The 22,457-nt window shown below is 32.4% G+C and carries 15 protein-coding genes; 7 read left to right on the plus strand and 8 right to left on the minus strand.

Annotated elements, in window-relative coordinates; translation table 11 throughout:
- Window positions 1–24 precede the first annotated feature (24 nt).
- The 7 genes from GTZ96_RS07675 to GTZ96_RS07705 all read left to right on the plus strand — a co-directional run bounded on the left by GTZ96_RS07675 (window position 25) and on the right by GTZ96_RS07705 (window position 6,408).
- Complete coding sequence (locus GTZ96_RS07675; RefSeq protein WP_161642561.1) at window positions 25–1,125, plus strand: diphosphomevalonate/mevalonate 3,5-bisphosphate decarboxylase family protein; 1,101 nt, start codon at window positions 25–27, stop codon at window positions 1,123–1,125.
- A 35-nt stretch (window positions 1,126–1,160) separates the two neighbouring features.
- Window positions 1,161–1,379, plus strand: a complete 219-nt coding sequence (locus tag GTZ96_RS07680) for a hypothetical protein (protein ID WP_161642564.1) — start codon at window positions 1,161–1,163, stop codon at window positions 1,377–1,379.
- Entirely contained in the window at window positions 1,379–1,681 is a 303-nt protein-coding gene (locus tag GTZ96_RS07685) for a type II toxin-antitoxin system RelE/ParE family toxin (RefSeq protein ID WP_161642566.1), read from the plus strand. The genes GTZ96_RS07680 and GTZ96_RS07685 overlap by 1 nt, the downstream gene beginning before the upstream one ends.
- A 12-nt stretch (window positions 1,682–1,693) precedes the next feature.
- A complete protein-coding gene (locus GTZ96_RS07690) occupies window positions 1,694–2,632 on the plus strand; it encodes a mevalonate kinase family protein (RefSeq protein WP_161642569.1) in 939 nt (312 codons plus the stop codon).
- Window positions 2,633–2,860: 228 nt separating this feature from the next.
- A complete protein-coding gene (locus GTZ96_RS07695; protein WP_161642571.1) occupies window positions 2,861–4,288 on the plus strand; it encodes a sensor histidine kinase in 1,428 nt (475 codons plus the stop codon).
- Window positions 4,289–4,427: 139 nt separating this feature from the next.
- Window positions 4,428–5,384, plus strand: coding sequence for a geranylgeranylglycerol-phosphate geranylgeranyltransferase (locus tag GTZ96_RS07700; protein ID WP_161642573.1), 957 nt, complete (start codon window positions 4,428–4,430; stop codon window positions 5,382–5,384).
- A gap of 115 nt (window positions 5,385–5,499) precedes the next feature.
- On the plus strand, window positions 5,500–6,408 hold the full coding sequence (locus tag GTZ96_RS07705) for a pseudouridine synthase (RefSeq protein WP_161642575.1): 909 nt from the start codon (window positions 5,500–5,502) through the stop codon (window positions 6,406–6,408).
- An 81-nt stretch (window positions 6,409–6,489) separates the two neighbouring features.
- Here GTZ96_RS07705 and GTZ96_RS07710 read toward each other — a convergent pair whose 3' ends face one another.
- From GTZ96_RS07710 to GTZ96_RS07745, 8 genes are all read right to left on the minus strand, one after another.
- Window positions 6,490–6,906, minus strand: coding sequence for a DUF2147 domain-containing protein (locus GTZ96_RS07710; protein WP_161642578.1), 417 nt, complete (start codon window positions 6,904–6,906; stop codon window positions 6,490–6,492).
- A gap of 317 nt (window positions 6,907–7,223) precedes the next feature.
- Window positions 7,224–8,969, minus strand: coding sequence for a RagB/SusD family nutrient uptake outer membrane protein (locus GTZ96_RS07715; protein ID WP_161642580.1), 1,746 nt, complete (start codon window positions 8,967–8,969; stop codon window positions 7,224–7,226).
- Between the two features lie 28 nt (window positions 8,970–8,997).
- Window positions 8,998–12,186: a SusC/RagA family TonB-linked outer membrane protein gene (locus GTZ96_RS07720; RefSeq protein WP_161642583.1), complete on the minus strand. Its 3,189-nt coding sequence runs from the start codon at window positions 12,184–12,186 to the stop codon at window positions 8,998–9,000.
- A 22-nt stretch (window positions 12,187–12,208) separates the two neighbouring features.
- Complete coding sequence (locus GTZ96_RS07725) at window positions 12,209–13,648, minus strand: fasciclin domain-containing protein (RefSeq protein ID WP_161642585.1); 1,440 nt, start codon at window positions 13,646–13,648, stop codon at window positions 12,209–12,211.
- Between the two features lie 30 nt (window positions 13,649–13,678).
- The gene (locus tag GTZ96_RS07730; protein WP_161642588.1) at window positions 13,679–15,397 is read right to left on the minus strand and encodes a fasciclin domain-containing protein; all 1,719 of its coding nucleotides are present in this window, start codon (window positions 15,395–15,397) and stop codon (window positions 13,679–13,681) included.
- Window positions 15,398–15,408: 11 nt separating this feature from the next.
- Window positions 15,409–16,908, minus strand: a complete 1,500-nt coding sequence (locus tag GTZ96_RS07735) for a RagB/SusD family nutrient uptake outer membrane protein (protein WP_161642591.1) — start codon at window positions 16,906–16,908, stop codon at window positions 15,409–15,411.
- Window positions 16,909–16,926: 18 nt separating this feature from the next.
- Complete coding sequence (locus tag GTZ96_RS07740) at window positions 16,927–20,202, minus strand: SusC/RagA family TonB-linked outer membrane protein (protein ID WP_161642594.1); 3,276 nt, start codon at window positions 20,200–20,202, stop codon at window positions 16,927–16,929.
- Window positions 20,202–22,421 carry a fasciclin domain-containing protein gene (locus GTZ96_RS07745; protein ID WP_161642597.1) on the minus strand — a complete coding sequence of 740 codons (2,220 nt, stop codon included), beginning with the start codon at window positions 22,419–22,421 and terminating at the stop codon, window positions 20,202–20,204. The genes GTZ96_RS07740 and GTZ96_RS07745 overlap by 1 nt, the downstream gene beginning before the upstream one ends.
- Window positions 22,422–22,457 lie beyond the last annotated feature (36 nt).

Genomic DNA, 22,457 nt, shown 5'->3' on the forward strand with positions numbered 1-22,457 from the left:
ATCTTTGCGCAAATTTTATCATTCATGTTTACAGCAAACGATTTTATTCCAACTTCATATTCTCAATCTATAGAAAGCGGTAATTTTCAATGGAGCGCACCCAGCAATATCGCTTTAGTGAAATATTGGGGAAAAAAAGACAATCAGATTCCGGCAAATCCTTCGGTGAGTTTTACTTTGAATAATTGTAAAACGATTACCAAATTGGCCTTCGAGAAAAAACACTTCGACAAGCTCAGTGTGACGGATTCAAAATTTTCTTTTGATTTGCTTTTTGAAGGAAAACCAAAAGAAGCTTTCAAGCCAAAAATCCAAAAATTCTTTGAGCGAATCGAAATCTATTTGCCTTTTTTGAAAGACTATCATTTTACCATTGATACTGAAAATACCTTTCCTCACAGTTCCGGTATTGCTTCTTCGGCATCGGGAATGGCAGCTTTGGCAATGAACTTAATGAGTTTAGAAAAAGCCTTAAATCCAGCAATAACTGATGATTATTTTCATCAAAAAGCATCTCTGTTGGCTCGATTGGGTTCAGGAAGTGCTTGCCGAAGTGTAAAAGGCGAAGTAGTGGTTTGGGGAAATCAAGCTAATATTGAAGGAAGTTCGGATTTATTTGGTGTGGAATTTCCATATAACATTCACGAGAATTTCAAAAACTATCAGGACACTATTTTGCTGGTTGACAAAGGAGAAAAACAGGTTTCGAGTACTGTGGGACATGATTTGATGCACGACCATCCTTTTGCCGAAAGGCGATTTGCACAAGCGCATGAAAACTTAGACAAACTGATTGCCATTTTTGAAAACGGAAATCTGGAAGAATTCATTAAAATAGTCGAAAGTGAAGCCTTAACATTACATGCAATGATGATGACTTCGATGCCGTATTACATCTTAATGAAACCGAACACCTTGCAAATCATCAATGCGATTTGGAAATTCAGAAATGAAACCCAAATTCCAGTTTGTTTTACCCTTGACGCTGGTGCGAATGTGCATGTTTTATACCCAAATAAAAATAAAGAAACCATATTACAATTTATTAAAGACGAATTAGTTGGCTTTTGTCAAAATGGGCAGTACCTTTGTGACGAAATTGGAACTGGTGCAATGCTATTGTAATTTTTGTATCTTTATAATATTAATATCTTGAAGTTATGAATATTCAATTAGAGAAATTAGAATTAATAAAAAAAGTCTTGGAGACCAATGACGAATCTATTATTGAATCTATCAAATCTATTTTCAAAAAAGAAAAGAAAGATTGGTGGGATAATTTGACAGAAGAGCAAAAATTTGAAATTGAAGAAGGAGAAAGACAAATAGAACGGGGAGATTTTGTTGTTTATGAAGATTTGATAAAAAAATACAGATAATGAAAAGAGAGATAATCTTTTCAAAAAATGCTGAAAAAAGTTTAATTGATTTATTAGGATATTTAGAATTAAAATGGTCTATAAAAGTTAGAGACAAATTCATTTCAAAACTAGACAAGTCAATTTACTTAATTCAAAATGAACCAGAAGTTTTTCCAAAATCTCAAATAAACAAAAACCAACACAGATGTGTTTTGTCTAAACAAACGACTATTTATTATAGCTACAATTCCAAACAAATTAGAATATTAGCACTTTTCGATACTAGACAAAATCCGTTAAAAATCAACAAAATAAAATAAGTTCAAACCTATATGAAAGGACCTTTATTTTACTCAAAAATATTACTCTTTGGAGAATACGGAATTATTCGTGATTCTAAAGGATTGTCTATCCCTTATAATTTCTATAATGGGGCTTTGAAAAAAGAGGAAAATCCTTCGGCAGAAGCTATTGCTTCTAATGCTAGCTTGAAGCGTTTTGCTGATTATTTAGAAAAATTAGAAGAATACAAAACTAATTTAGTGTTTTTTGATTTAGTATCTTTAAAAAATGATATTGCAACTGGAATGTATTTTGATTCCAGCATTCCACAGGGTTATGGCGTAGGAAGTAGCGGTGCGCTGGTAGCGGCTATTTACGATAAATACGCACAGAATAAAATTACCATTCTGGAGAATTTGACTCGTGAAAAATTATTGCAATTAAAAAATATATTTTCCCAAATGGAGAGTTTTTTCCACGGAAAAAGCTCAGGTTTAGATCCATTAAACAGCTACTTAAGCATTCCGATTCTTATTAATTCTAAAGATCATATTGAAGCAACTGGAATTCCAAATCAAAGTTTTGACGGAAAAGGTGCTGTCTTCTTACTGGATTCAGGAATTATAGGCGAAACTGCTCCAATGATCAATATTTTCATGGAAAACTTAAAAGACAAGGGTTTCCGCGCTATGTTGAAAAATCAGTTTGTAAAATATACCGATGCTTGCGTAGAAAACTTTCTTGGTGGCGACATGAAATCTTTATTCATGAATACTAAAAAGTTATCTCGCGTGGTTTTAAATAACTTCAAACCTATGATTCCGGAACAATTTCATGAAATCTGGCAAAAAGGAATTGAAACCAATGATTATTACTTAAAACTCTGTGGCTCAGGCGGTGGTGGTTATATCCTTGGTTTCACTGAAGATTTAGAACGTGCTAAAGCATCGTTAAAAGATTACAAATTAGAAGTAGTTTACCAATTTTAATTCTCTTTTCTTAAAAATTTTACCTCATTATTTGTTTATCAGAAACTTTAGTTTTCTGATATCAATTCTAATTGTATTATAGCAACTAAAAAACCACTCTTCTTTTATCAAAAAGACCAGACCTGCTATAATTAATTCAATTAAAATAAACAAAGCCCTAGATTTCCCTAAGAAAAATACATTACCTTTAAGTCGCTGTTTTTTTACATCCATCTTTAAAAAAACTATATGCTTGAAAATACTTTTATAAAAAAAATAAAGCTCAGTAATGTTTTCATACCTCTGCTTATAGTTATTGTTTCATGCTCATTATTGATTATTAGCAACTACCTAACGATAAAAATATTATCTGCATCAAGAGCTTACATCAATGGAGAATCTCATTATTCCAAGGGACAAAAGGACGCAACTCTTCATCTCATCACCTATCTTTTCACTAAAGACATTGAGGAATGGAGATTATTTAATAGCGAACTAAGTGTACCTATTGGAGATAAAACGGCACGATTAGGCTTGATAAATAACTCCCCAATTGAAGCTATCGAAGTAGGCCTTAGAGCAGGAAGAAACAATCAAAAAGATTTTGATGATTTAATATGGCTTTTTAAAAACTTCAAATCAGTTTCATTCTTTGCAAAAGCAATTAAAGAATGGGAACAAGGAGATCTACTAATTGAAGAATTAGCCCTTATTGGTAATGAAGCACACCTAAAAGTATCAACAAATAATTTAAGTCTTAAGGAACAACATCTAATATTAAAAAAAATAAACAGCTTAACGGTAAAATTAACGCAAAACGAACGAAAATTCTCTGAAACTCTTAGCTCTGGAACACGTTTAATTAAAAATCTTCTTTTAGCTATAAATGTCTTTTTTACCTTAATTATAATAGGGAGTGTAAGTATTTATTATTTAGTTATGGTTACCAAACTCAAACGCGCTAAACAGCAGACTGACGAGACAAACAAAAATTTAACCATAGTAAACAAAGAACTAGACAAGTTTGGCTATAGTGTATCACATGATTTAAGATCTCCTATTACTTCCCTAAAAGGTTTAATAGAAATCATGAATTCCGAAAATAATATTGAACAAATAAGAAACTATTTAGCAATGATGAATGAAAGTCTCGACAAACAAGATCAATTTATAAAAGACATTATTGAATATTCGAGAAACAAAAAAATAAAAACAAACGTAACAACAGTAAGTTTAAACAAGATTATTGATGATACAATTACTCAAAACAAATACCGACAAGAAGCAGACAACATAATTATTTCAAAACAGCTTAGCATTAATATTATTTACAGCGATGAATTAAAGTTAAAAATCATTCTTAACAATTTATACACTAATGCGGTTAAATATTACGATGATAAAAAAGAAAAGCCTTTTATCACTATAACTGCCTTTGAGGACGTAGATTCAAATAAAATTATAATTGAAGACAACGGCATTGGCATCAAGCAAGAATATCAAACTAAAATATTCGACATGTTTTTTGTAACCAATAACAACAATAAAGGTACTGGATTAGGACTATACCTTGTAAAAGACGCTGTTGAAAATCTAAAAGGAAATATCGAAATCACATCAGAAGTCAACAAAGGCACTAAATTCACTATTACATTACCCAAAAAAGTTGCTTCCTAAATACTTATTAAACTATAAACATAAAAGAAAATACTAAACTGATTCTTTTTTAGTTCTTTTTAAACAAATCAAGCTAGTTTTAAAAACAAACTATTAAATTTGAAAAAGAATACTTAAAACCAATCAATAGATTAAAAAAATGTTTAGTAGAAAAAACAAACTTTTAGCGTTAAAAATCATCAGTTTGTTCTCTGTCGTTAGAGGCTACAATATTCCAATCATCATTTTAGCACAATATTTATCGGCTATTTTTATCCTTGCCCCCGAAATAAGAGCTTTAGAAATTTTACTCGATTTTAATTTATTCCTGATTGTATTTACTTCCTCTTTAACCATTGCATCTGGTTATATCATCAACAACTTTTACGACAGTAAAAAAGATTTAATTAATAGGCCCAATAAGTCCATGCTTGACCGATTAGTTAGTCAAAGCACCAAGCTTAAGGTCTACTTTACATTAAACATTATTGTTGCTTTAATTGCCTTAATGATTTCATGGCGGGCTTTTTTATTCTTTTCTGTCTATATTTTCCTGATTTGGTATTATTCTCATAAAATCAAAAAATACCCTTTTATTGGAAACCTTATGGCTTCGCTATTAGCTGTATTGCCTTTCTTTGCCATTTTATTGTATTATTACACTAAACTTCCTCTTTACGAAATAGAAGCATACAAAAGTCAATTTGTGGTAATTTCTGCTCATGCCACTTTTCTATTTTTATTATTACTAATTCGCGAAATGATTAAAGATTTAGAAAACATCAAAGGAGATTTGGTTGACAACTACAACACAATTCCTATTATTTACGGAGAAGAAACTTCAAAAAAAATAATAAGCTTTCTGAGTCTTTTGACCCTGTTTCCTGTCTATATTTTAATCGAAATATACGATGTGGGCTATATGGATATCTATTTCTATTCCTGTTTGATTATTTTAGTTTTTTTCTTAAAATATTTATGGAAATCAAATACAAAAGCCCAATTTTTACTACTTCATAATGTGCTTAAATTTCTAATTGTTTCAGGTGTTTTTTGTATTATTTTAATTAATCCAAGTGTTTTATGGCACGGAAAAAAACTGTTACTGTCGTTTTAAAATACAATTCAACACAATAGAATCTTCTTATTAACGAGTTAGTTAGCGTTTTATAATTCGCATTTATCAATTAGCAATTATATAAATACTATCTTTGCACAAATTATAGAATATTATGAATAATAAGGAAGGCAATAATAAAAGAGGCGGTTCTAGACCAAATAGTTCTAGACCAAGCTCTAATAAGCCAAAACCTGCGATGCCAAAAAGAGCACAAGGACCTAAAAAAGCAAAGCCAAACACAAAAGTTGCTGAGGTTGCTACTGACAAAGTAGAAAAAAAACCGAATCAGGCTCCTAAAAGACCTAAAGTAAAAGACGAAATTCGCTTAAACAAATACATATCTAATTCTGGAGTTTGCTCACGTCGTGATGCCGATATTTACATCCAATCAGGAAATGTGAAAGTAAACGGGATTCCCGTTACCGAAATGGGATACATGGTTAAACCTGGAGATGATGTAAATTTTGACGGAGTAAAATTGACACCGGAGAAAAAAGTATACATCTTATTAAACAAGCCAAAAAACTTTACTACAGCTCTTGACGAAGGACAGGAATTTAGAAATGTGTTGGAATTAGTAAAAGGTTCGACTACTGCTAAAATTGCCGCTGTAGGGAGAATGGACAAAAACACCACAGGTCTTTTATTGTTTACCAATGATACTGATATGATTAGAAAGTTTTCACTACCTAATCAAAAATCATCTAAAATCTATCAGGTTTCATTAGATAAGAACTTGAAATTTGAAGATTTAGAAAAAATAAGCAAAGGATTGGTACTGGACGGACACCGCGTTTTTGTAGAAGAAGTAAGCTACATTGAAGGAGAAGCAAAAAGCGAAATAGGACTTAAATTAAAAACGTCAAACGTAAAAGTGGTACGAAATATTTTTGAACACTTCGATTATGATGTTTTAAGAATTGATCGTGTTGCATTTGCAGGTTTAACTAAAAAGAACCTACCACGTGGTAACTGGAGATTACTTACCGAACAAGAAATCATCAATTTAAAGAACGTTTAATTTCTTTTTAAAAACTAAAAAGCCGCCTAAAAACTTGAATTTTAAGCGGCTTTCTTACTAATAGTAGTTAATTGAACTTAATTAGTAACTTTTAATTTCTATATATATATCATTCCCACAACCTGAAAATGACTCATAAAGCTGAGTATGTTCTTCATTCAAAAAATTATATTCATCGTGAGTTGCAGGTTCGTAAAAAAATCCGTTTGAACCACTTCCTATATAATTATCTTCACAAATTACTGGCAATAAAGGATTATTATTACTTCCTGTAGTATTCGCATAAATTTCTATTTCATCTTCTGCAGTATAAGTAAATGCACCTGTTTGAAGAGTACCTGTACTAGTTACATCGACCACCTTAATATTACTTTTGTAAATTTCTAGATGAGTCTCACCAGATACTGCCCAGGTAATAATTTGTTCAGCGGATTGGGCAGACATTTTGGTAAAACATACACATAATAATAGAGTTAAAAAAACGGTTAATTTTTTCATAATTTAAAAATTTGGTTAAATAATTATTTAATTGATGAGCCACAAATTTCATAACTCACTCAAATTTAATTATTTATTTTAAATTAACAAGTATTTTCTTTTATTTTTTATATTATTTATTTTACAAAATTTCATCTAATACCATTTAGAATTATAAAACAGTTTTTTTATTTACCTCACCCCAACCCTCTCCAAAGGAGAGGGAGTTGGAAAATCGGATTATTTTATATTTCTAAATGGTATAATTATTTGATTAAAAAAAAGGCTTGCAAGTACAAAGACTTACAAACCTTTTTTTTATAAATTTCTACTATTTATTACCAAGTAAATGGTAAATACCAGTTATTTGGATTCATTAGTTTAGTACGAACTACTGTAGCTTCAGCATTTCCTTCCTTGTTCAATTTATCGAAGATTTTATCAGCTAAGAAAGCAGGATCGTTTCTACGTCTGGCAACACGCACTAAATCTTCCCAACGATTACCCTCGTAAGCCAACTCTAAAGCAGCTTCATTAATAATATTGTTTTCTATAGAAATCAAACTATCGCCAACAACTGGAACAGCTTTTAGATAAGCACGTCCACGAACACCTATATTACGATGCCAAGGAGCTCTAAAATTTGGAAAATCACCTATACGAGCGTCAAAATCATAAGGAAAAGGAAGCTTCGTCTGCATAGCATTAGTTACATTATTTGTTTGAGCAAGATTCAAAGGGTTATAAGAATTTTTTATTCCTATGTTTAAAAGTGCATTTGCTAGTTTATATTGTTTATCTCTATTAGCTGCTTCAGCATAACGCAAATGCAACTTAGCAGCACGATATAAAAACCAATCACCATTTCTTTTAAACTGATCATTTGCTGCCTGGTATTTGTAAATATATTTCATAATTACAGGATCACCACCTACTATATTATAAGTAAATTTAGGTCCACGTGCATCATAAGGAAAATCATTATTCTGTGTATTAGAATTCCATAAATCCATAGCGCGCTGTGATGGCTTAGCTAAATAATCACCTCCTGTTTTAGAAAAGAAAGCAATAAATGGATTAGCAGGAGCAAAATTACTATCAAATGGTAGAGACCAAATCCATTCAGAATTCCATAAAACATCTCTACTTCTTCCAAAAATAGAACGCCATCCCTTAGTATCACTATTCACTAATGTTGTTGCATCTTGTTCAAAGTTTCTTAAATAACCAACAGCTAAATCCTCATTCGTAATAACCTCAGCAAATTTCACACGGTAATTATCGAATGTATTTACACCAGCAGCTGGAGTTTCTTCCATTACATTCTTATAATGAGAAGCCGCCGAAAGATAATTTCCTTTCCAAAGCTCTAAATCACCTAATAGACATTCTTTATTGATAAAGAATTTTCTCGTATCGTAACCATCAACCGTTACTAATAAACTACTTTGAGAATCATAAATATTTTTATAAGTCAATGCTTCTGTAAAAGTGACTAGCTTATCTAAAAGCTGATCAAAAGGCAATCTTGGATATTTATTGATATTTTTAACATCATCTATAGTTTCAATAGGTTCTGTAATATAAGGAACAGTTCCGTATTGAATTCCTAACTGCAAGTAAATCCAGGTACGAATACAGGCTATATCAGCATAACGTTGGTCGTATTGTGACTGTGTAAACTTCTTATCAGCCAGCATGATGTCGAAATTTTTTAACGCATCATTGCAATTTTGAATCACTTCATAAAATTGCTTAGGATTTATATAAGTATTTTCGGCCGAAACATTATGTTGTGAAAGCTGTTTTAAATACGGACTAGAATTTCTGGTAGTAGTCATTAAATCGGCACGCATTTCATTAAGAACTACATACTTTTCTGCAAGACCCATAAATTTACCATATATCCCTAATACGGCGGCATCAGCATCATAAACGTTACGATATACCTGGTCACCAGAAAGCTTGTCTTCAGGTTGTACATCCAAATAGTCTTGGCACGATCCAAAGCTAAATAATAGCGTAAAAGCCGTCACTATGGTTACGATGCTTTTTGTTGTTGTTTTTCTAATTGTTGTTATCATCTGTATGTTCTTTCTATAGTGTATATAATTAAAGGCCTAAACGCAATCCAAGTTGATAGCTTTTAAACTGTGGAGCTAAACCGATATCTGTTCCTTGACCAAAGATTGACGAAGTAGCACTAAATTCAGGATCATACCCAAGATATTTAGTAAACGTAAACAAGTTATTAGCACTAGCATATAGCTTGATATATTTAATATAATTCTTATCATTTACTTTAAAATCATATCCTAATACTAAAGTTTTCAATCTTAAATAAGAACCATCTTCAATCCATCTGCTTGAGAACTCAGCATTACCCATTGGATCTCCCCATGAAGCTTTAGGAATATCTGTTTGCTGACCTTCTGCTCTCCAACGATTAGCAACGGCAGCACTTTGATTTTCGTACCCACTCATTTTTTCCAGGTTGTAACGCAATCCATTATAAATATCATTCCCAACAGAGAAGTTAAATAATCCTTGAAGACTGAAACGTTTGTAAGTAATATTAGTCGAGAAGCTACCTGCTACATCCGGGTTTGGATTTCCAATAATCATACGGTCATTATTATCAATAACCTTATCACCATTTACATCTACAAATCTCATATCTCCAGCAGTAAACGGAACTAATTCCCCATTTGTTAAGCGTCTGTTTAAACCTGCGGCATTAGCATCAGCTGTTGTACTATATATTCCATTAGTTTTCAAACCAAAGAATGAATTGGCATTTTCTCCTACTGAAGTTAAGTAAGTAGCTCCGGAAAATTGAGTAATAATGTTTCCATTAGGCAATGCCTGAACTTCATTTTTATAGTGGCTAACATTCAACCCTAAATCTAATGTAAAATCAGTTGAGTTTATAACACGGGCTTTGAATGCTAATTCAGCTCCTAGAGTTCGCATCGCACCACTATTAGATGCAACATAATTAAATCCACTTAAGCCACTGATAGATTCATAAATAATCATGTTTCTGGTTCTATTAGAATATAAATCAATAGAAGCATTTACTCTTTCATTGAAAATACCTAAATCAGCCCCTAAATTGAATTTCTTAACTGTTTCCCATTGTAAATTAGGATTTGCAATGTTTCCTCTTACTAAACCTTGCATTCCTAATAAATTTTGAGAAATATAATATTTTTGCGCTGTAAAGTTTCCTATATCATCATTTCCGCTATAACCATAAGTCGCTCTAAGCTTAAGATAATCAATAGCTTTTAAATTTTTCATAAAACCTTCAGAAGACACTAACCAAGCTGCTGTTAAAGATGTCATTAAAGCGTATTTATCTGAACCATCCATCTTGTCTCCAAATCTACTTGATCCGTCAACCGCATAACTGGTAGTCAGGAAATATTTATTACGGTAGTTGTAATCAGCATTAGCATAAATATTCAGCCAGTTCCATTCTCCTAAAACACCGCCGACCTGACGCAATAAGTTAGACCCTGCCCCTACACTTGTAAAATCATCAGTAGAGGAATTATAACCCAAACCTAAATCGCTTTGTGATTTGTTACTTTGAGTTCTAGCTCCAAAACGTACATCTAAATTATGATCATTATCAAAATTTTTAAAATAATTAGCATAAGTATCGGTATAAAGACTCTTGTATTGTTGTACTTCACTTCCTGAACTGTTGGTGCCAATTGCAGTAGGAAGTACAAAATTAGCAACTCCATAGTCTGGAATAAAGAAAGATTCTCTCTCTTTGTTAAGAGTTAAACCAATGATAGTATTTATATCCCAAGCCTTATTTAGGGCATACTTGAATTTTAAATCTCCAAAGAAACGGTAGTTTTTATTAGTTCCGAATCCATTCTCCAAAATTGCTTTTGGGTTACTTACATTAAAGTAATCCACATCTGCTAAATTAGGAGAAAATTCACCTGCATCATTCACATCATTAGTTGTTAAAAACGGAGATTTAGTCAATGCTAAATACGTAGGACTTGTTCTATAAACCAAACCCTGATCCCATTGATTCCCCATATTTGTTATAAAAGATAAATTAGCATCTACAGTTAATTTCTCTGTTAATCTTAAGGCTGCATTTAAGCGAGTACTAAGACGTTTTACATTAGTTTGATCTACGATACCTTTAGCATCAAGATAACCTACAGACAAACCAAACTTTGCAATATCATCTCCTCCACGTATTTTAAGAAAGTAATTTTGACTTGTACTTGCTTTATAAACCTGATCTTGCCAATTAGTTTGATTATGATACTTATAATATCCTGCAGCACCCACTTCGTCATTCATATATGGTAAATCGGCAATTTGTTGTTGCGATAGACCACGAGAAGCTTCTAATTGAGATATATGAGTACGGTATGCGTCAGCATTTAGCAAAGGCAACTGATCAGGAGTTTGATTCACAGACCCATACATAGTAAAATCAATTTTAGTTGATAATTCTGTTGGACGAATCGTTGTGATTTTTATCACTCCATTAGCTCCTTTTGTCCCATATAGTGATGATCCATCTTTAATAACTGTTACGTCTTCTATATCTTTAACATCTATATTAGACAAAGGAGAAGAAATATTATTTTGTACAATTCCTGAACCATAATCTTCATCATTATAAATCATTCCGTCTACAATAATCAAAGATTTGTTAGTAGCATACAATGAAGTAAAACCACGTAGCGATAAGTTACTTCCTGCTCCTGGAGTTCCTGAATTTCTAATAACATTTAATCCTGCTACTTTTCCTTGAAGAAAACCTCCAACAGATTCATTAATAGGATTAGACCATTGATCTTTACTAAAATTTACAACACTAGCAGCGTTAGTATTGTTGTATTGCATTTTATCACCAGACGCTAAATTAGCCATCTGGTATGCAGGAGCGTAATTAGACTCGTTTAAAAATATCTCTATTCCTGATTCTTGCTCTCTTAAAGCATAAAGTCTCGTTTGAAAATTTTCACCACTAATTTTAAGTAGGGTTTCTAAATTTGGAACTTTAATTTCAAAGCTTCCATCATCGTTAGTAATGACTGCCGAAAAGCCATCGACAGCAACATTTATACCTGATAATGGGGCTTTTGTTTTGGCATTTTTAACAACACCCTTTACTAAAATTCCTTTTATTGTTTTATTTGGTTTGGTAATTGCCACAGCTGTTGAATCCTGAGTTTCCTGTGCATACAATGGTACATAAAGTCCACCAGCAAAAAAAAGACCGGCTAAGCAGCTTAGTTTTATAATTTTTAGCATAACTAATTTTTTATAGAATATATTATTTAAGGACAGGAACAAATTTCAAATAATCAAGAGTAAGTGCACTGGTTGAACTTGTACCTCCTATTAGAGATATTAAGTCAGTATTATTCGCATTTGTTTTGGTAAATTCTCCTAAAAGAATTTCATCATAATTTTTAAATGGTACAGTAATAAGGGGAAATGTAGTAGTCATATTCACTATATTATTTGTAGTTACATCATAATTTCCACCTATCGCTAATTGCTGCTGGAATGTACCTGATTGATCATTAATTGCTCTCCAATACACTTTATATTTAGTACTATACATAATATCTTTAGCATAATAAGTTAGTGTAAATTTTGCCCTTGCCGGGGTTTGAACCATAATATCATTAAACAACACGCCAAATGGATCAATTCTATCGCGGTAAAGGATAGGAGTTCTTGTACCTACATATCCATAATTTTTTTCCCCTTCTATTTTAGTGGTTAATAAACGTTTAGTAAGTGAAACATCTACTTTTTTCATGATGTAAATTACACCATTACTTAAATGAATTGGATTCCCTACAATTTGTGTTTTATCCACAGGGAATTCTACACCAAATCTGGAAGTTAATGTAGCCGGTAATTGATTTAATTCATATGCATTTGGAAAAGCCATATCTCTTACTGTAAAATAGCTTGCAAGCGCTGCAGTCCCTTCCGGTGTAGCAACAGTCAAATACGGCTTCATTTTATCCACTTCAGTAGAATATCCGGCATCCTGCATTAAAAATAATGTATACGAATTCTTCTCGTTGTTCAAATTATACACATTTTTCAAATAAGAATTGGTAAGTGAATCGGCTAGAGCACCAGGTACTGCATTTGCTTTTGCTTCAGCATCTGAGGTATAAATATTGATGTTTTTTAAACTTAGTAAATATTGACTCATTGCAGAGCCCGAATTACTATTAATATATTGCCAAATATTTAATTTAGGTGTTAGTGCTTTATTAATGATATGAAAAACTCCATTAGCTGCGTAATGATCGGCAGTAACAATAGTAGCATCATCAATCATAGTAGCCCCTTTAAATAAAAGGTATTTATCCCCTAACATCTTAATTTTTTCCTGCGCCTTAGTTCTAATTGAAGAATAAGCTGTTAATGCAATATGATTGGCTACAAATTTTTTAAGTGCCTCTGGATCATTAAGTATTGCATCGTCTACTTGATCCATAGCCTCATTTGTTGGTACAAAAACGGTATAAGTTTTTGAAGCCGCCAATACTTTATCGTAACCAGTTTGGACTAATAATTGTCCAAACTGGGATACTTCAGTTGTATTAGTAATTGCCTCACTGAGAGTAACACTTAGATTAGCATCGCCGTTATTTTCACGATCCTCCCAAGGATTAGAACAAGAGACCAAAGCTATTGTCAGTAAACCAACAAACAGTCTTTTATAATTAATTTTTAATGATATCATTTGTACTTGGTTAAGTTTCTAATTTAATTATTATTGAGTGACTAAATTGTCTTTTCCAGCTGCGAATTTAGGCCAAAGCTGATCCATTTCTATAGGACGGAATTCTGCAATATCTAACCAAGTTGCCGCAGAGAAAGAAGATTGACTTTGAAAAGTTATCGTATGTCTTGCAGTAGTTGTCACATCAACTGTACCAACCAATCTACAGTTTACTCTATTGGTAAATGGACTAATGTAACGTTTGTATCCTTGAGATTCAAGCACTCTTTCGTCTAAGGTTGTATTACCACTTTCCATTAAGTTTATTTGTCTTGGAAGTTCTACCCCATCAAAAAACACTTTTAAAAATCCTAATTTAGTACCTTGTTGTCTCCAAGAAACCCAAATCTTATATTTTCCTTTGATAATTACCGGAGTTTTAAAAGCAATATTTTGAATAAGACCATCACGCATATTATTAATTTCGACTACATCTGTATGCCAACATGCTGCAATACCAGTAGTAATAGCCGTACCAGTAGCTGCTTTATTATAGGAAATACTTCCAGTACCATCCCATGTAATATCCGAAAACTCTGATTTAGCAAGTGTTTTAAAACCACCAATGGCAGTTCTAAAAATAGAAGTCAATTTTCTAAATTCAGGCTGATCACATAAATCAAAATAAACAGGAGCCGGATTACGTTTTTTCATTGAGAAGTTATAATCTACGTAGTGCAATACTCCATTAGAACAAGTTACATCACTTAAATCCTTAACAATAGCAGCACCTTTTTCCAAAACACCATTAAAAACTTCTTGATTTAATAAAATAACATCTCCTTCTAATCTACTAGTAATAACTTCAAGTGGAGCCTTAGTTTCTAATGCTGGACTTACAGCAATATCAGCTAAATATTGTAATCTTGGTAAAACACGGTAACTAACAAACAAATTCAAACTGTCTTTTGGATCCAATGGATTATTTAAATGGCTATATCTTAGTTTTAAATTAGCTAAAGTATTTAATTTTATAGTTACCCCAGATGGATTTTTCCAAGTTGTATTTTCAAAAACATCATTAGTTTGAGCTAAAACAGTAAGGTAACTAAGTATATCAGAACTATTTGATAACGGCTTATTTAGTTTATCATACCAGCCAGTAGCTTTTAAAACCTCTGTAAACAATGAAAGTTTTGGATTAGCTTCTATAGTTTGAGCTACTGTTTTATCGGCAACTCGTAGTACTTTATCAATAACATGAATCACACCATTTCCTACTTCAACATTTGAAGTCACAATACTTGCACTCTTATTAACAGTTACACTGGAAACACCATTTTTATTAACTGCACCAGTTATTAAAAACTGACCATATAAACTTGGCGTAGCAATTTTACCATCAGTAAAAGCAGTAGTATTTACTTTTTGATCTAAAATATGAAGTTTTGCTATATTTTGCAGGTCTTTTAAAGGAACTTCACTCAATGAACTAGCACCAACATCAGTCAAATATTGCTTAACCGCCTCATTAGTTGGAAGGAAAAGTGTATAAGTTCCATAAGTATTCATGAATGAAGCATAATTAGTAATATCAAGAATTTCCAAAAACATTGAATAATCCTTATTTTCTCTAAGATAGGCAGTAACATTCAACGTCTCATCTGTAGTTTCTTTTATTTTTTGTTCAGTACAATTTTGAAACACTAAAGCTATTAAAAAAACTAAAGTAAGTCTCAACAGGCTAGGCAATCTTAATAATCTTTTCATGACTTATTTTTTTATTTATAAAATGGATTTTGTACAAGCGCTTTATTAGTATAAAGTTCATACGTATTAATAGGTAAATAGTGACTATTTGGATCTTTTAATTTTGCAATAATTGATTGTTGTTTATCAGCAGGCGCACTTGCTATAGCTGCAGTCGTTAAAATATCTAATCTCTCATAATTATTTCTTCTGGCCACACGAAGAATATCAAACCAACGTTTTCCTTCAAAGGCAAATTCACGGGCACGTTCGGCTAAAATATAGTCTATCACATCATTTTTACTAGAAGGACTTGGGTCTTCAGAAGTCGATTGAATTGCGCGACGCTTCAATCGTATGTCCTTAATAATTGCAATTGCACCATCTCCTTGTTCTAATTCATTAAGAGCCTCTGCTCTCATTAATAACACGTCAGCATAACGATATACAAACCAGTGAGTATCAGAATCCTGTAAAACTTTACGTTCATCATTGTTTAATCCAATAAATTTATAAATTTGATTTGAACCAGGTGTTATTGATGTATTTTCACCACGAATATCTTTATTTAAAGCATTAGTAAAATCGATACCAAAAACATCTTCCAATGCGTTTGCAGAAGCTAAAAACTGAGGCCTTTGATAGAAGATGCTATAAAAAGGGCCTAAGTTAGATGTTGTAAATTGTAATTCGAAAATACTTTCAGTAGAATTTCCTTTAGCATATACTGTATTATACCAAGTATTATTAGAAGCTGGTATTAAACTGAATTTACCTGAACCTGTTACCTTAGTAGTAGCATCAAGAGCTTCCTGGTATTTCCCTGTCCACAGATAAACATCAGCTAACATAGCGTTAATTGCATAGGTAGTAATACGTCCTTTATTTGAAGCATCATTCCCATAATCAGTTACCGCATATTCATCAGCGAGTTTAAGATCTTTAATTACCTGATCAAAAATTGCACTTTGTGGACTAACAGGGATTTGAAAATTTTCTTTATCGGTTAATGTTGGAGTTAATTTTAAAGGTACATCTTTAAAAGTACGTGCCAATGTAAAATACAAATACGCTCTAATTGCTAATGCTTCCGAAAGAAAGTTATTTAATTGTACTTGGGTTAAAGTTGGATCTTCATTTTTAACTGCCGGAGCTAAATCTATAACTGTATTACAATAATTAATTGTTCTGTAAAAAGCAGCCCAACTGGTTAATTCATTAGAAGCAATAATATTAGAGTTCATGATATCTCTTTCATCCTCAGTAACGTTCGCACCGGCAGCAATCATATCTGCTCTTAATTCGCCATACATGAATAAATATTGAGACATTGTCAAATCTGACACTCCTGGAGGAGAATTTAACATCGACGAGTAAATCCCTATTACTGCCCCTTGAATATCCTCTTTAGTTTTCCAGAATTCATCACGTACTATTCCATCCTGAGGACGTAAATCTAAATAATTATCGCACGAACTTGCCGAAACAAAAAGTATAAAGATTGCTAATATTGTTTTTATTTTAGTTTGCATAAATATCAAATATTTTTATTAAAAACGAGTTGTAAGACCAAATGAGAAACGTTTTGTAGGCGGTGTAGCGGCATTATCAATTGAAATCCCAAAAGCACCTTTCCCCATACTTACCTCAGGATCCTGACCTCTATATTTTGTAAAAGTGTACAAGTTATCCGCCGTTACATACATCCTTACTTCATCTAAGTTTAATTTTTTTAATAGATTTTTACTCAAATTATAACTAAGAGTTACAGAACGTAAACGAACAAAAGAAGCATCCTCTACATAACGGTCAGAACCTAACCAGTTATAACCTGCACCATAAACCGCTCTAGGCATATTAGTTACATCCCCCGGATTACGCCATCTGGACAAAACTGCTGTACTTTGATTATTATATCCATACATATTAGTAGTACTCATGTCCGTACCATTAACAATATCATAGTTTAGACGATATGTAAAGAAAAGATTGATTTTCCATTGATTGTTAAAACTTATATTTGGGCCAAAACCTCCAGATAATTTAGGATTACTGTTTCCTAAATACACTACATCGCGGCTATCAATATTACCGTCTTTGTTAATATCTTCATAAATTGCATCTCCAGGTTGAAATGTATAATCAGTTAGTGGATAATTAAAGCGCATAAAAACTTCCTGACCATTTGGACCTAAAATTACATTTCCACTGGCATCTCTGGCTTTAGTTGCCTCAAGATCGGTATAAACCCCTTTAAATCTGTAACCATAAAATGAACCAAAAGGATTATCAACCTGAAGGAAACGTTTAAACTCTCCATTTCTATCTGTATTCCCACTTTGACTTGGATAATAATCTGATATTTCTGTAATCATGTTTTGATTTGAAGAAATATTAAAATTAAAGTCAACTTTCCATTTTTTAGTTTTAAGAGGAGTTGCATTAATACCTATTTCCCATCCTGTATTTTCCATAGAACCTACGTTTTGATCCGAGATGGTGTTATAACCTGAAACGCTACTTAAATCAAGATCTCTAAAAAGAAGGTCTTTAGTGGTAGTTTGATATATTTCGGCATCTATACTCAAACGTTTATTGAACATTTGAAGATTAAATCCTAAGTTTTTACCAATTTTTGTCTCCCATTTTAAATTAGTCAACTCCATATTTACTGGAACAATACCATTTAGACCTAAATACTGCGTATCATAGTTATCATAAATATTGAAAAAACGATAATCATATTTAGGAGCTCCACCTGATTGTCCATAACTCAACCTCATACTTAAGTCATCTATTTTTTCTAAATTCTTCATAAATGACTCCCCTGAAATTCTCCAACGGGCGGAAACCGAAGGAAAATAACCGTATCTGTTTTGTCCAGTGAACTTTGAATTACCATCAGCACGTACACCTACATTAATTATATATCTGTCTAACAAACCATATTGAGCAGTAAATACCGCCCCTACATTTCTTGCCTGACTATTAGCAGTAAATAATGCTCCTGATTGTGTTCTTGACGGATTTGATGGATCAGTCAATAATGACGAAGCTGTATTAGATGTCTCTACCAGATGCGCTGTATAACGATAGTCATTCGACTGTAGTGATACTAATGCTTGAAAAGTTTGGTTTTCACCTATGCTTGGGGTATAAATAAAATTGGTCTTGGTAACAATACTGGCTTCATCTGAATCAATATCAGTTGCTCTATTCACTATTCTTTCAGTGAAAGGACGTCCTGTTGCGTTTTGAGGTAAAAAAGCTTTTGTTTTTTTACCACTATAGTCAAACTGTAAATCAAAAGTCGACATAAATACTTTAGGAACAATATCTACACTCAAATTAAAATGGGGTACAATACGATCCTCAGCCTGGTTATTAGTTGCCAACTCCGCCATAGCTAGTGGATTATAAGTTCCTCCGTAACCCCCTTGTACGTTAAAGGCTGGTGAGAAATAATTAGGCGTAAGATTTCCTCTTTCATCATACTCATAAATACTCATATTAGGCATTTTAGTATAAGCAACTCCCCTTAATTTATCTTCAGTATCCTTTGAATTAACATAATTTCGTTGAGTATCTGTATGCGTATAAGCTAAATCAGTTTTAAACTTAATACGATCAGACACTACATAATCCAAGTTTAATCTTGCATTTAATCTCTCTAAACCAGTACCTATAGTTACCCCTTTTGATTTATAATAACCTACTGATGTAAAGTACCTTGCTTTTTGTCCTCCTCCCTGCAAAGAAAGGTTATGATCACCTGTTACACCTGCCTGAGTTATTGCATCTACCCAATTCGTATTTTGACTATAATTTTTATAATAATATACATCCTGTGGATCATATTGAAATTCCTTAACAAATAAAGTATTCAAAGGCACTCCGTTTCTATTCATGAATTCTTCAGGAATCAATTGCGAATATTGATCTCCAGTTAACATTGGAATAGTAGGAGGCAACTTAGAGTAAGTACCTCTATAAGTATAAGTTATTTTTGGTGCACTTACTGAACCACGTTTAGTCGTAATCAACAAAACCCCACTGGCAGCACGCGACCCCCAAATAGCAGTAGCAGCTGCATCTTTTAAAATAGTAATGGTTTCAATATCTGAAGGTGCAATATTTAACAAAGCCGCATAACCTTGTTCATCTGCTGATCCAAAATTAAAATCATCAGGTACTGAAGTCTCATAAGGCATACCATCAACAACTATTAAGGGATTTGAAGAACCTGTAATAGAAGAAGTTCCTCTAATACGTATTTGCATTCCAGCTCCCGGATCTCCACTAGTCGCTACGATATCCACACCTGACAAACGTCCTTGTAAAGCCTCATCAATAGAGGCCGCTTGAGTATTTTCCAGATCCGCAGCATTGATACTAACCGAACTCGTAGTACGATCACGATCTGCAATTCTCATTAATCCATTATCTGATGATTTAGCAGAAGTAACAACAATCTCTTTTAATGATTCTACTGTAGAAACTAACGCAATCTTAATTGATTGTCTTCCGTCAATAGCGACAGTTTTAGATTTATAACCTATTGTTGAAATCAATAATTTATTATTTGGATTTTTAACACGTATAGCAAAATTTCCGTCAATATCAGTTACTGTTCCTCCTACTGTACGATTATCAGCGTCTTGTTCAGCAACTGTAACCATAGGAATAGTCTGGTTATCAGAAGCATCAATTATCTGACCACGAACTAACAAAGCTGTACTAGATTGTTGTGCTAATGTTGGTAAGGCTGCCAGTAAAATTAATGCAAATGTAAAACTGTAAAATATTTTTGTAATTAATTGTCTCATTAGAATTCCTTATATTTAAGATAGTTATCTACTAAATGGATTAAAGATCGATCTGCCAGGTTATTACTTAGAGCTTTAACATATATGGCATCTCTAAAATTATTGTCTTTGAATGACAAAGTACCTGGAGTGCTCTCAACAGTTATATAGGTTTTATCATCAAAACCGTTTTTTCGTAAAGTTTCAAATAGTCCTGTTACTAAGCCATCATCAGAAGCTGTTTTGTTTACCAAAATATGATAACGGATAAAATCGACTATCTGATCTTTTTCCAATTGAGTTGCAGGAATAGCTGATGCTGGCAGAACTCCATCAGCCACAGCTTTAGCCATAGCAGCATTATTAGGTACGATAAAAGTATAAGACGACCCTAAAACAACTCCCTGAATTGCTCCTGTAGTAGTATTATAAATAGATGAATTTTTAAGATAATTAAAAAAGGTAAGAAATTGAGAACTTGGAGTTTCAGACAAGCGTTTAATTTTTAATCCCTGAGCCTCTTCTGAAAACTGAATCACATTATCAATATAATAGGTTCTACCATTTTGTTGATCTTCAAAACCAACAATCTTAGCTGAATTACCTAATACTTCATTACCTGCTGCATACACTTTGTTGCGGTCCCATTTTATATATTCGCCAGGAAGATCAAGATCACCTGTACGAATAATTCCCGAAGTAGTAGCAATATTATTTAACTCATTCTTAGGAGTTAATACAATACCGTTATAAAGCAAACGAATTAAATTAAATCGGGCAACGCCAGATGTTGCAGCGACTCCAGTAGCTGGTGGAGTATATGTCCATGACGAATTATCAAGATTATATCCATAACCTAAAGAACGAAGTAAATCATCTGAAGGTAAAAACAATGTATATTTAGTATTAATATTACTAATCATTTCTTTAAATCCTGAACCATCATTAAATAATCTTGTAGCAAGTGTATATTTAGGATCTAAATAAGCCGAAGTGTAAACACTATAGAACAAATTAGACTTTTGTACTTTATTTGTTCCATAAAAGAATCCGTTACTTAATATTTTGGCGTCTGTAACATCACTATTAAAGTCAAATCGCAAACTTTCATTTAACGCATTGCTATAACCAGCTTTTTTGGATGGCCATACCGCATTTTGTACCATGTGTGCATTTATCAAATCCTGAAAAACATATTTTGGAAGCAGACTTAAATCAGCAAAATGTTTAAGCAAAATTTGTTCTGTAAATACTTTCATCGCTTCATTTTCCGGAACAATCAATGTATATGCATCTGATTGTCCATCATTATCCGCTTGTTTAATGTAGTTTTCATTATTTGGAGAAAATGACAATCTAGTATCATAAAACTTAATAGACACATTATCTGACTTCCCGGTAAAATTCTTATAATTAGTTGTTACAGTTTGATTAAAAACATAAGTAACCAAATACTTTTCAAGAATATCGCGAAAACGACTGTACTTACTAATTGCTTTTTTACTGTCTTCTTCTAAATACTGATCTAAATTTAGTAATGGAACACTAACCTTATCTACTTCATGAATAATACCATTCTCAGCAATAATATCAGCTTCTTTTACTTTGCCATCAAATAGATTAAATCCTGTGTATTCACTATTTGGATAGAAAAATTTAAAATCGGTAGCACTTAAATTTTTGGCAGCAAAATATTCATCAGTAAAATAAGAGACATACTTATTGTTATTGTCTGCTAAAAAATAAAATCCATTACGGTTAGCATCAACTATTACTGTTGGAGTTCCATTTATTGTTTTGGTTTGATAACCATCATAATATGCGGTTCTTCTTCTAAACGCATTATCCTTTACCCAACCTGTACCAGATTGATAATCGGAAAGCTGATCTTCTCTAAATGCATTGTAAACAAGTGCATATTTCACAATTTTAGATGCAGTAGCATCATCAATCTTACTTACATCAGATATTCCTTTTTCTTGAAAATACTTAGTAAAAGCTTCATCATTTGGTGCAAACATAGTCCAATATCCTGCTTTACTCAAAATATCTTTATACCCTGCTTTTTCAATTAAGGCTGTAAAGTTTTTAAAATTACCCCGTGCATCCAGTTGCTGGTAAATTGGATCTTCCAGATAATCAGGACGCGCATAGTATTCATCAAATACGTCTCGACTACAACTGGCAAACAAAGCCAGAAGTGGTAGAATTAATAAATAGTAGTTAAATTTTCTCTTCATTATTTGGTTAGCTTATAAAGTGGTGAATAAATGTTT

It is taken from the genome of Flavobacterium undicola (assembly GCF_009909155.2).
GTDB lineage: Bacteria > Bacteroidota > Bacteroidia > Flavobacteriales > Flavobacteriaceae > Flavobacterium > Flavobacterium undicola.